This is a genomic window from Paenibacillus allorhizosphaerae (assembly GCF_042659105.1).
Lineage (GTDB): Bacteria > Bacillota > Bacilli > Paenibacillales > NBRC-103111 > Paenibacillus_G > Paenibacillus_G allorhizosphaerae.
This window is the reverse complement of the sequence record NZ_JBHSRV010000013.1, coordinates 14,933-27,470: the sequence shown is the minus strand read 5'-3', so window position 1 is coordinate 27,470 and position 12,538 is coordinate 14,933. Positions and strand designations below refer to the sequence as shown.

11 protein-coding genes and 1 pseudogene are annotated in these 12,538 nt (G+C 49.2%); all 12 read left to right on the top strand.

Annotated elements, in window-relative coordinates; all coding sequences use genetic code 11:
• The first annotated feature begins 14 nt into the window (after positions 1 to 14).
• Positions 15 to 848 (top strand): carbohydrate ABC transporter permease, encoded by an 834-nt coding sequence (locus tag ACFQI7_RS30065; protein ID WP_218098918.1) that lies wholly within the window; start codon positions 15 to 17, stop codon positions 846 to 848.
• 33 nt (positions 849 to 881) lie between these two features.
• Entirely contained in the window at positions 882 to 2,237 is a 1,356-nt protein-coding gene (locus tag ACFQI7_RS30060; protein WP_218098917.1) for an extracellular solute-binding protein, read from the top strand.
• Positions 2,238 to 2,253: 16 nt separating this feature from the next.
• On the top strand, positions 2,254 to 3,639 hold the full coding sequence (locus tag ACFQI7_RS30055; RefSeq protein WP_218098916.1) for an FAD-dependent oxidoreductase: 1,386 nt from the start codon (positions 2,254 to 2,256) through the stop codon (positions 3,637 to 3,639).
• A gap of 407 nt (positions 3,640 to 4,046) precedes the next feature.
• On the top strand, positions 4,047 to 4,403 hold the full coding sequence (locus ACFQI7_RS30050) for a thioredoxin family protein (protein ID WP_230414918.1): 357 nt from the start codon (positions 4,047 to 4,049) through the stop codon (positions 4,401 to 4,403).
• An 83-nt stretch (positions 4,404 to 4,486) separates the two neighbouring features.
• Positions 4,487 to 5,262, top strand: a pseudogene (locus ACFQI7_RS30045) (sulfite exporter TauE/SafE family protein).
• A gap of 13 nt (positions 5,263 to 5,275) precedes the next feature.
• A complete protein-coding gene (locus ACFQI7_RS30040) occupies positions 5,276 to 5,581 on the top strand; it encodes a rhodanese-like domain-containing protein (RefSeq protein ID WP_218098915.1) in 306 nt (101 codons plus the stop codon).
• 26 nt (positions 5,582 to 5,607) lie between these two features.
• Positions 5,608 to 6,180, top strand: a complete 573-nt coding sequence (locus tag ACFQI7_RS30035; protein WP_218098914.1) for a sulfurtransferase TusA family protein — start codon at positions 5,608 to 5,610, stop codon at positions 6,178 to 6,180.
• 61 nt (positions 6,181 to 6,241) lie between these two features.
• Positions 6,242 to 7,387, top strand: a complete 1,146-nt coding sequence (locus tag ACFQI7_RS30030) for an MBL fold metallo-hydrolase (RefSeq protein ID WP_218098913.1) — start codon at positions 6,242 to 6,244, stop codon at positions 7,385 to 7,387.
• Between the two features lie 13 nt (positions 7,388 to 7,400).
• Positions 7,401 to 7,628: a sulfurtransferase TusA family protein gene (locus ACFQI7_RS30025; RefSeq protein ID WP_218098912.1), complete on the top strand. Its 228-nt coding sequence runs from the start codon at positions 7,401 to 7,403 to the stop codon at positions 7,626 to 7,628.
• A gap of 273 nt (positions 7,629 to 7,901) precedes the next feature.
• Entirely contained in the window at positions 7,902 to 8,381 is a 480-nt protein-coding gene (locus ACFQI7_RS30020; RefSeq protein WP_377518091.1) for a DsrE/DsrF/DrsH-like family protein, read from the top strand.
• Positions 8,382 to 8,475: 94 nt separating this feature from the next.
• Positions 8,476 to 8,736 carry a metal-sensitive transcriptional regulator gene (locus tag ACFQI7_RS30015; protein WP_218098910.1) on the top strand — a complete coding sequence of 87 codons (261 nt, stop codon included), beginning with the start codon at positions 8,476 to 8,478 and terminating at the stop codon, positions 8,734 to 8,736.
• A gap of 741 nt (positions 8,737 to 9,477) precedes the next feature.
• Complete coding sequence (locus tag ACFQI7_RS30010) at positions 9,478 to 12,489, top strand: hypothetical protein (RefSeq protein ID WP_218098909.1); 3,012 nt, start codon at positions 9,478 to 9,480, stop codon at positions 12,487 to 12,489.
• Positions 12,490 to 12,538: the final 49 nt, after the last annotated feature.

The window sequence follows — 12,538 nt, the reverse complement described above, 5'->3', positions numbered from 1 at the left end:
AGGAGGACACAAGCATGACGTGGCTCAAAAACAATGGGCTAAAGCTGTTCGTGACAATATTGCTGGCGGCCGTGGCGGCTACGATGCTGTTGCCGTTTCTCTGGATGCTGTCGACATCGTTGAAAAAGCAAATCGACGTATTTCATGATCCGATGATTTGGATACCCGCCAAGATTCAATGGAATAACTATAAGGAAATTTGGTTCGGGTCCCATCCATTCGGTCTCTACTATTTCAATTCAATTAAAGTAACGGTGCTTTCGGTGATCGGCGCCGTACTGATCAGCTCTGCCACCGCTTACGGCTTTGCCCGCTTTGAATTCAAAGGCAAGAACTTTGTTTTTCTCATTTTCTTGGCAACGATGATGGTTCCTGATCAAGTGACGCTCATTCCGAGATTTATTTTATTCAATTATCTCGGTATCTATAATTCGCACTGGGCCTTGATATTGCCAGGAATCTTTACGGCGATCGGCATTTTCCTGCTTCGCCAAACTTATTTGACGATACCCGGCGATTTCTCCGAGGCGGCAAAAATGGAAGGCGCCAACCATTTTCAAATCTGGACGCGTATTTTCATCCCTTTGTCCAAGCCTGCGCTGGTTTCCTTGGTCATCCTTAGCTTCACATGGAACTGGAATGAGTTTGTTAATCCGCTTGTTTTTATAACAAGCAAGAAATTGTTTACTGTTCCGCTTGGCCTAACTAATTTTGTCGATGATTCCGGCACAAACTATCCGCAAATGATGGCTGCCGCAGTCAGCTCTATTTTACCCGTCATCGCGGTATTTTTATTCGGTCAGCGCTGGTTTATTCAAGGTGTGGCATCCTCCGGAGTGAAAGGGTAATTTTACACATACAGAGAGGCAGGGTATAACAAAATGATGAATCATCAACGTATGATGGGTATTGTTCTAACGGCAAGTCTCGCGGCAATGGGGCTAGCCGGTTGCGGCTCGGACCCAGCGGCTGACAACGCCGGCAGTACTGGGGCTTCAGGCAAAGTCGTGAAGCTGAAGTTTTGGGGAGCGGTTCCGGAAGAGAGCGGACCGAAACAGGCTGTTGAGAACTGGAATAAAGCTCATCCTGACATTCAAGTCGAATATGTTCGGTTCGTCAATGACGAAGCCGGTAACACCAAGCTCGAAACATCGCTAATAGCAGGCGGCGAAGTCGACTTGTACGTAAACTACCGAATGGACAAACTGGTGAAGCGGATCAACGCCAATTTGGTGGAGCCGCTGGATTCGTATATTGCCAAAGATCAGTTTGACATTAAGGATAACTTCGGCGATAAAGCGATTACAAAGTTTAATAACAAATCCTATTATATCCCGGCGATCATTTTGAACGATTTTGTTTCCATCAATAAATCTTACTTGGATGAAGCGAAGCTGCCGATTCCTACGGACTGGACCTGGGACCAATATAAAGATTATGCGGTGAAACTGACCAAAGGCCAGGGCAACGATAAGCGATGGGGTTCCTTCGTGGGCAACCTGGAGCCGAAAATCTATGAATGGATGGACAAAACGGTAAAAACCGAGCTCGGTCCAAACGCGTTTTACAAAGATGCCCAAACGAGCAATCTCGACAATCCGGTTTTCAAGTCGTACTTAGACACAATGGTCGATATGGAGCGCAACTTAAAAGTGCAGCCTCCTTACGCAGAAGCCAAAACGTCCAAGCTGCAAGGCACAAGCCTATTCCTTTCCGGTAAAACCGCGATGGTTTGGAACGGTACGGCAGGCATCCGCAGCATCAAAAATACGAAGGACTTCCCGCATGATTTTGTCACTGCGTTTGCTCCAACGCCAAAAATGACGGCGAACAGCAAATACATCGGCGGGGGCACAGGTTACCTGGACTTTGTCACGATCAACGCCAACTCCGCGAATAAAGAAGCGGCATGGAAATTCCTAAAATGGTACGTGACGGAAGGGAATGAACCGCTCATTTCCAGCGGACGCGTCCCGGCATGGAAAAAAGTAGACAAAGAAAAAGTAGCCAAGCTTGTGCTCGGCGACAATCCCGAAAAACTGTTCGACGTTGAGTCGTTCAAACGGGTAGCTTTCGCGGACGTAGAGTATGTCAACGATACGCAGTTCAAGAACCTTGCCGAAATTCAGAAAATTGTTGATGAGGAAGGCGAACGTGCGCTGATCGGTGAAAAAAGCACCTCGGATGCGGTTGGAAATATGAAGAAGCGCGCCGATGACATTTTGGCTAAAAATTAATGGAGGTGTATTCAGTATGAATGCTTCAGTTTTCGACTATGAAGTCGCTGTTATCGGCGGAGGTCCTGCGGGAATCGCAGCGGCAATCGCCTCGGCTCGCACCGGTGCCAGCACGGTTCTGATTGAGCCTAGCTCCTTTCTTGGAGGAGCCGGGACCGGCAGTTTGGTTGGTCCATGGATGACGAATTATTTTCAGGACCGTCAAGTTATCCGCGGCGTATTTCAGGATGTTGTGGATGAATTGGTTGCATATGAGGGCTCAACGGGCACAGTCAAGTGTCCGTACGACAAGCCGGGTTCCACGCAGGGAACCGGCGGTTATATCACTCCGTTTGACCCGGAGATATTAAAATTTGTTCTGAACAAGCTCGTCCTGGAGGCCGGCGTCAAGCTGCTGCTCAATACGTATGTGGATGAGGTTTACGCCAAATATGGCAAGGTGGAAGGGATCGGCATCCGCAGTAAGTCGTCCAAGGATATCATCCGTGCCAAGCAGTATATCGATGCGACCGGCGATGGGGATATCGCGGTATCGGCCGGGGCGCGCTATGAGTACGGGCGCAGACAAGACGGGTTGGCACAGCCGGTGTCTTCGCTTTTCAAAATGAGCTATGTCGATCTGGACAAGTTCATCGACTACACGCTGGAGCACCGCGATGAGCTGGTCTGGGTAACGTATCCTATTCTCCCGTCGAACTTGCCGGCTCACTTTGCGGGGCGCATGGTAGCGCTTAGCGGCTTCAACCGGGCGGTTGCCGAAGCCAAAGAAAGAGGAGAGCTGAACGTTGGCCGCGAACGGCTGACCCTGTTCTCCGACTATCGGGACGGCGATGTGCTCTTTAACGCAACCCGCGTCAACCGCATCGACGGAACGAATAATCAGGAGCTGATTCGTGCGGAGATCGACCTGCGTCAGCAAGTCATGTCGGTAGTCGCGTTTGCCCGCAAATACTTGCCTGGATTCGAGCGGGCTTCGTTGTCAAGCGCAGCTTCCCGGGTAGGGGTACGCGAGACGCGACGGATCATCGGCGATTATGTCCTGACCCAGGACGATGTACTCCACGGTGTCAAATTCGCTGACAGCATTGCCAAGGGCTGCTTCCCGGTCGACATTCATAGCCCACACGACCATACGAACGTCTGGACGGAACTCGACGATGCTTATGATATTCCGTACCGGTGCTTGCTCCCGGTTGATTTGGAAAATCTCCTCGTTGCAGGACGCTGCATCTCGGCAACTCATGAAGCGCTCGCTTCCACGCGGGTACAATCCCACTGCATGGCAATCGGGCAAGCTGCAGGTGTCGCCGCTGCCATGGCAGCGGAACAGAATGTAGCGACACGCGGCATTAATGTAGATCAGCTGAGGGAAAGACTGCATGCTCAAAAAGCAATCACTTGAACCGGTTCGAGCCATAAAACGATGATTGCAATCGAGTAAGAAAAGGCCGTACGCCCAGTCCTTGAACTCGAACTAGGGCCCGGTATGGACTATCTATCAAAAAAGACCTTAGATCTAAGTGTCAATCGATGACTTCTGAATTTATCAGGAGTCATCTTTTTAATTTGTCGGGTGACAAGAACATTATCTCATTCATTGCCGCGTAAATCGCGGATTTTGTGTGAACCTGATCCTATTCCCGAAATTGACAAGAACTTGACTCATTCCCTACAAGTCTTGAAGTGAATGAGGACATAACTCGCACCATAAGCGACGAAAAATCAAGATATTCTCCTTAATGCTTAGTGTTGACGAAGAAATCAAAATGAGTTATAGTATCAACATACCCATACGGGTATAAGTATTTAATGAAAATAATGAAAGGAATGCTTTTATTATGGCCATCTAGAAATGTAAGTAATCAAACCTTCAACCTAGTTGTTCTAGATCCCAACAAGTTGGAGATTGTTAATTTTTATGCCGAGTGGTACGGACCTTGCCTAATGCTATCTCCTGTTTTAAACGAACTTGATGACGAATTTGGTGATAAGATCACGATAGTAAAGGCAAACGTCGATTTAAATCGGAAGGCAGCCAGAAGCTATCAGGTTATGAGTATTCCAACTCTAAAATTTTTTAAACATGGTAAAGAGGTGGGGACAATTACAGGATTTGAATCAAAGGTCCAGCTTAACAATTTGGTAAGAACCATCCTTAAACCATAACAATTTTTTTTACTTAAAATAATACCCCGTTGGGTATTAGGGGTACCAATAAATGAACAAACTATCCCAGGAAAGGAGTCGCTATGGATATCGGTTGGATTATCACGCTCTTCGTAATCGGTTTTGTCGGTTCTTTAATTTCAGGGATGGTCGGTATCGGCGGGTCCATTATCAAGTATCCGATGCTGCTCTATATCCCGCCGGCTTTAGGATTTCTAGCCTTCACGGCTCAAGAGGTATCAGCCATCAGCGCAGTTCAAGTATTTTTCACAACATTAGCAGGTATGTTCGCTTTCCGCAAAGGCGGTTACATTAATAAATCCCTGGTTTTATCCATGGGTATCGCGATTGTTGTTGGAAGCTTCGGGGATACGGGTCTAAATTCCTGCCGGATGATGCAATCAATCTTGTTTATGCCATCCTTGCGCTCGTTGCCGGAATTATGATGTTTCTGCCCAAGAAAGCCAACGAGGATGCTGATTATAAAAAACTGCAGTTTAATAAGCCGCTCGCTGCCATATTGGCTGCCGTTATCGGGATTCTTTCCGGAATCGTCGGAGCGGCAGGAGCGTTTATTACGGTTCCGGTCATGTTAGTCATTTTGAAAATACCGACTCGTGTGGCCATTGCTTCATCGCTCGCTATTACCTTCATTTCTTCTATCGGATCCACGGTAGGGAAATTGATGGGTGGCCATATGCTTCTGATCCCGTCCATCGTTATGGTCGTGGCCAGTACAATTGCTTCACCGATCGGAGCGAAAATTAGTAAGAAGCTGAATACGAAAGTTCTTCAATGGATATTGGCCGCTCTTATTATGGCTACTGTCATAAAAATATGGATTGATATTTTAACCTAACGGAGGAGATACCATGCGTGAACAATTGCCTCATGAAGTAGCGGAAAGAAAAAAAAGGGGAGAAAAATTCGAAATTCTCGATGTTCGGGAGCATGAAGAATGGGAATCCGGTCACATTCCCGAAGCTAAGCACATCCCTTTGGGCGAGTTGGAAGCAAGACACAACGAGCTGAGTAAAGACGAAGAAACCATTGTTGTCTGTCGCAGCGGGAACCGCAGCAGGATGGCTTGCGATTATCTCTCGGCTTTGGGTTACAAAGTGGTCAATATGCCGGGTGGTATGTCCGTGTGGCCTGGACAAGTGAAATTTCGAAAATAATGATACCCTAGAAAGGGTGGCGTAACATGAGCACACTTCAAGCAGATCGAACTTTGGAATGTGAAGGCTTGGCATGTCCCATGCCAGTGGTTCGTACCAAAAAAGCCATGGAAGAGTTAAACACAGGAGAGGTTCTGGAGGTAAGAGCAACAGATAAAGGCTCCGTTGCTGATCTTCAAAGCTGGGCCAAGCGCACAGGGCATCAGTATATCGGATTAAAGGAAGAAGGCGAAGTGTATCGTCATTTTATCCGTAAGGCTGACCCGTCTGAAGTGAAGACGGAAGCCAAGTATCCCCATACGGCTTCACTTGATGAGATCAAGTCGAAATTGGCTGGTGGAGAGAAAATAAACATTTTGGATGTCCGTGAACCGGCAGAGTATGCATTCGGTCGTCTGCCAGGAGCGAAATCCATTCCTGCAGGAGAGCTAGAGCAACGAATGCAAGAGTTGAACCCCGATGAGGAGTATTTCATCGTATGCCGTACCGGTAGCCGTAGTGATATGGCTTGTCAAACCTTAGCTGAAAAAGGCTTTACAAAAGTCAAAAATGTGCTGCCCGGAATGAGGGAGTGGACAGGCGAAGTGGAAAAGGATTAATCTAGATCATTCGAAAAAGATGCCTGCAGGCAAAGAGCATATTGAGATAGGAGAGTTCAAGATGACGACCAGCATGATTCGAAAAATGAATGCCAAAGAAGTGACAAGAAAAATTCTTAACAATGAACAATTATTTATCCTGGATGTGCGCAATGAAACGGATTTTATGGATTGGAAAATCGAAGGACAAAGTGTTGAAATCATCAACATCCCGTACTTTGATCTGATCGATGGAGTGGATCCGGCACTTGAAAAAATTCCGAATGGTAAAGATGTACTGGTAGTTTGTGCCAAAGAGGGTTCTTCCATATTTGTTGCCGAACAAATTGCGGAAGCAGGGAGAAGCAATGTGTCTTATCTTGAAGGCGGCATGAAATCATGGAGTGAATATCTTGAGCCGGTGAAGGTAGCCGACCTGTCCGGCGGGGGAGAGTTTTATCAATTTGTTCGCATCGGCAAAGGCTGTTTGTCCTATATGTTGCTCTCAAATGGAGAAGCAGCGATTATCGACACGAACCGGATGATTGATCAATATGAAAGCTTTCTGAAAGAAAAAAACGCTAAGCTTATTCACACCATCGATACGCATCTTCATGCCGACCATATCTCCGGAGGACGTGCTTTGGCAGAGAAATACGGAGCAACCTATCATTTGCCTCCTAAGGATGCGAATGAAGTTACGTTTAGCTATACACCATTGGAAGAGGGAAACAATATTTATGTGGGCAATGAAGCAATCGTAGTTCAGCCTATCTATTCTCCAGGCCATACGATTGGTTCTACGTCTTTCATCGTTGATAACAAGTACCTGCTTTCCGGAGATATTTTATTTGTGGAATCGATTGGACGCCCGGACCTGGCAGGCCTTGCTCAGGATTGGATCGGTGATCTTCGTGAGACGCTTTACAGCCGTTATAAGAATTTATCTGACGATCTCATCGTTCTCCCTGCCCATTTCGGTAAAGTAACGGAGCTTGGAGCAGGCGGACTTGTATCCGGTCGTCTAGGTGATCTTTACAGAAATAACCCAGGCTTAAACATGCAAGATGAGGGAGAGTTCCGTAAGACCGTTACGGAAAACCTGCCTCCTCAGCCTAATGCGTATCAAGAAATCCGTCAAACCAATATGGGTAAAATCAACCCGAATGAAGAGGAGCAGCGTGAGATGGAAATTGGTCCGAACCGCTGTGCCGTTCATGATAAATAAGGAGGAAATCAAAATGAACAGTAATAAAGTATTGGATGCCAAAGGGTTGGCTTGTCCTATGCCCATTGTAAGGACAAAAAAGACAATTGACGAATTGGAATCGGGGCAGGTTTTGGAAGTACATGCCACAGATAAAGGGGCTAAAAATGATTTGGCCGCATGGGTTAAAAGTACGGGACATGAATTAGTCCAAGATACTGAAGAAGATGGAGTATTTAAATTTTGGATTAAAAAGGCCTAATAGGGAAAAAGGAATGACATCAAAGTGTCATTCTTTTTTTAGAAATGCTTCCCAATAGTTAATTTTCCTGCATTGATAGGGGGCCTTTTCCTATGTCGGTGCCATCAACATTTATATAGATAGATTGCCGCACGTAAGGAAGAAAGAGCTGATTTATCTAGCTTTGTATGGATCGACAATACAGGACGTTAATGTCCTTTTATTTTTCAAATAAACGATACCTATACAAGTATATGTATATAAATCAAAAATAAAACAATGGAGAGATGTTACGTGACACAGAAAGAAAAATCTACGATTGTACTTTTTAGCGGAGAATTGGATAAGGCAATCGCCGCCTTTATTATCGCGAACGGGGCTGCCGCCTATGATCATGAGGTGACGATCTTTTTTACCTTCTGGGGCTTGAATGCTCTTAGAAAAGACGAACCGATTGCTGTAAAGAAGGGCTTCCTGGAAAGAATGTTCGGCAAAATGATGCCGCGTGGTGCCAATAAGCTTGGTCTGTCGAAGATGAACTTTGCCGGAATGGGCCCACAGATGATTAAGCACGTAATGAAGAAGCATAATGCGCTGAGCTTGCCTCAATTGATCGAGCTTGCGCAGGAACAAGGAGTTAAACTTGTGGCTTGTACTATGACCATGGACCTTTTGGGTTTGCAAAAAGAGGAGCTGCTCGATGGAATCGAATATGCCGGAGTTGCTGCTTACTTTGGGGATGCTTCTGAAGGGAAAGTAAACTTGTTTATTTAAGGCCAAACAATAATTCACTCCTTATTGTTAGCTGCGAATATTCAAGGCTATAATATACCCATACATGTATAAGAAAAAGGAAGGGTGAATGTAAATGATATATGATGATGATGTGAAAAGAAGATTGAAACGAATGGAAGGCCAAGTTCGAGGTGTTCTTAACATGATGGAGGAGGGCAAGAACTGCAAGGATGTTGTAAGTCAGCTCTCCGCCATTCGCAGCGCGGCCGATAAAGCCATTGCGTATATTGTAGCTGTCAACTTGGAGCAATGTATTCTAGAGCAAAAAGAGGCAGGAAAAGATACAAGCCAGGTAGTCAAAGAAGCCATGGAGCTCTTAGTGAAAAGCAGATAACAACATGGGGAGCGTGGGAAGTGGATACTATACCGTTGGTACAAATAAAACCGTCGAAGAAGCGATCCATACATTAGAAGAGAATTTAAGGGTCTGACATTCAAGCGGCCTGCGGCCAGTTGTACGGCAGCGAATAGACAACACAAGGTAGGCGGCGATTTTACCGTGGAGCGAAGGCGGATCCGTCTGCGTTGGGAATATCGCTCAAGGACGTTAACCCGGTGCTAAACCTCCAGCATATAAAATTATTTTGGGAAAACGAAATAACGTTGTTCAAATATTCTTCGGTTAATCGAAAATTGTCCAGGCAGATGGTTTCTGTTATACCGAAGCTAAAAATTTTATGCGAACTATTGCCATTTGACGCGAGCACAAGCAACCTATGGTTGATTATGATCCCTTACGGGTGAAGCACGCGCAAATGGCCTTTTGCATTTCGCCGTTTCATATTTTTCGGAAGAGCAGCTTCAATTTTGCCTCATATTTTGCTTTCCCATTTTTTGTCGTATTTAAGACAGAGGTTGTGTAGCGTTATATATGGAAGCGCTACCATTTATATGCAATAATATATTCATGGAGGCATAGAGATAACGCGCGGATCAAGCGTTCCGATTCCGGCGGGATCGAGCTTCATACATCCTACCTTCCACGTTGCACTATGATCGTTCGCTGTCTTTTCCGATCGTTCATCATGATATCCAACATAGATCCCATTTTTATGGATGAGGGAGGTATTTTATAATGAACGAGCAAAACCGGCATGACAACCATGCCCCGGCCGGCGTCACCCGGCGCCAGCTGCTGTCGGCTTTCGGAATCGCCGGTGCCGCCTTGGCTGCGCAGTCCGTCTTGTCCTTTCAAAGTATCGCCGCCCAGTCGTCGTCCGTTACGGGCAGCGTCTACGGCACAGGAGCTAGCGTGGCCGGCGCCACATACGGCCCAAACGGGGGCGGCCCCGGCTATCCTCCGGGTCAAGCGCTCAGCGGAGGGGTACTGCATCTGCTGTACGAATCGGTGGCGGCGATGCAGGCCGATACGAGCTTGACGGACGGACTCCTGGCGAGCACGGCCGGCTATTATGAGCCGGGCGACGGGGGCGGGGCGAACTACACGATCGGCGCCAGCGCGCTGCCGGAGGACGGCGGCGGCGTCATCGCGCTGGCGAACGGGCTGCAAGCCCTCTTGCTACCGGGGGACAGCATCCGGTACAAGCAGTTCGGGGCGGTCTGCGACGGTACGAACGACGATGGGGTGCAGATCAAGAAAGCGCACGCCTATGCCAACGAGAAGGGACTATCGATCGTCAACCGTAGCGGCGAGTATTGGATCAAGGCGACGAATGAAATCGCGATCAAGACAAACGTGGACTGGGGCCACACCAAATTCCATATCGACGAAAGCTTCAATACGCGAACGAATCCCCGTTTCCGGGTTACAAGCCGCACAAGCGAAACGGCGATCGTCCTGGATGCCGCCGCGAAAGCTTCGATGCTCTCCAAGCTGAAGCCGGGAACGACACTGATCTCCGAGCTGGCGCCGTATAAAAACTGCCTCGTGTTCGTTGTCGACCGCAACGATAAAATCGGCGTCCGCTACGGATATGACCATAACGGCTGGGATCGCGAGGAGTTTTTTTACGTCGAAGAGCACGGCCGCCTTATCGGAGACATCGCCTGGACATTTAAAGATTACACGTCCTTGGTCGCTTATCCGTGTGACGACAATTACCTGATCATCGACGGCGGAACGTTCTATTTGTCGGGGACAAGCCCGGGCGCGGGCGGTGCTTATTTGCACAATGGCATTCTGGTGCGGCGGAGCCGTACTGTGATCCGCAACCAATGGGTCGGCCTGGAACCGGGGGCAAGCGACGTATCGCTTGATCCGCGGCAAGGGTTTTATTTCTTCAGCAACGTGTTCGACGTGACGCTCGATAACGTGCGGCTCATCCCTTGGGAGCAGGACCGCGTAGGAACGGACCGAGACGTGCCGGCCGGCACGTACGGCATCGGCGGTTCGCGCGTGCTGAACGCCACGTTCCGCAACGTCACGGCGGAAGGCAGCGACGTGCATTGGGGCGTGTTCGGCACCAATTTGTTTAAAAATTTCCGCATCGAAGGGTGCCGGCTGAACCGGGTCGACGTCCATTTCCACTGCTGGAACCTGTACGTGAAAGATTCCGAGATTGGTTACAAAGGCTTTACGCTGACCGGGGGCGGCGATCTGTTCATCGAGAATACGAGGCGGTTCGGCACGCGCTTCATCGATTTTCGCAACGACTACGGGGCGAAGTGGGACGGTAACATCCGCTTAACAGGCTGCCGGCTCGTCTTGACGAGCGGTACCGCGGAGGCGGTCGCGCTGTACAGCGTCCCCGCCAACTTCGACTACAAATACCCGATCGGCTACGGCCGATCCATCAAAATAGACGACTTCATTTTCGATTATACCGGCGTTCCGAACCCGACCGGTATATGCCGAATCATGAAGATCGCCTCCTTTTCCAAAATAACGGCGACGAACGCCCGGCTGTTTTTCCCGAGCTCGATCGAATTCAGCAACGTCATCGTCGTCGGCAGGGAGAAGGGGGTGCGCATTCTTGAAATCGCGAACCCGCTCAGCTACGATCTCGGCAAGCCGGGGGGCTACGACGCGGACCGGGTTACGCCGAACTGTTATATGCGCTTTGCTCATATTCAGGGCGAGAAGGTGCCTCCACAAACATCGCAATCGACGACGCATGTCAATTTTTTGTTGAACGCGCTCGGCACCGCTTCTTACGATGACGCCAATGCGCTGTATCCGAAAATCAACATCGTCGACTGCGGCGACTTTTTCGGCCATTTCAAGGGGGCGGTTGCGGACGTCCACATGAGCGATTGCACCGTCAATTGCATCGACGCCTACGAAGGCGGTCCGATGCGCGGGAAACTCGTCTTCGCGAGTTGCCGCTTACGGGCCGATGCCGTCGACGATGGCAAGCAGCTGTATTCGCTCAGTGCGACGCACGGCGTCTCGTTCATCGATTGCACGATCCACGCTCCGGTCCTGGGCGGCGTCGAACGGCCGGATTTGCTCGCAAGGTACGATTTTATTCAGATGAACAACACGCTGCGGTACAACCATCTCGGCACGAAGCTGGCCAAATCGCTTGTTGACTATTTCGCGAATGCGGGCACGCCGGTCGAACCGGAATTTTATGCGATGCTTAAGAGCCATCATGAATCGGAAAGCGTCTCCATGGCGAAGCGCAAAGGAACGACGGCGGAGCGGCCGGCTCCGGCAAAGTTCAATTCGGAGAAAGGCTACGCCTACTTCGACACCGATCTCGGGGAGCCGGTCGTATGGGACGGCGCCCGTTGGGTTAGTCCGGCCAAAGCGGGCGATACGCTGCATTTTTATGCTCCAGGCTTGCCCAGTTCGGCGGGGACGGTCATGAAGCGAGCGGAAAACCACCCGTCCCAGGAATACGTGCTGCCGCAAGCCGGATCGCTCGTCCGCTATGCCGTTCATGTCAACGCGCCCGGAACTTCCGCCGCTTTCACGTTCGACCTGTTGAAAAACGGCTCCGTCTGGGTGAGCGGCATCGCCGGCCCGTCCTCTTCCGCCAATCCGAAGCTGGCGGCGCCGACGGACAATGCGGCGTTTCAAGCCGGCGACCGACTCTCGGTCCGCATCGCAGCGGTCGATTCAAGCCTCGCCGCCTCCACTTATGCGACGGTCGATTTGTACGTAAGCTACGTCAACTATTGAACGGCGCAAATGGCGATGGGATATGAAGCCAAAGTAGCAGACACAACAA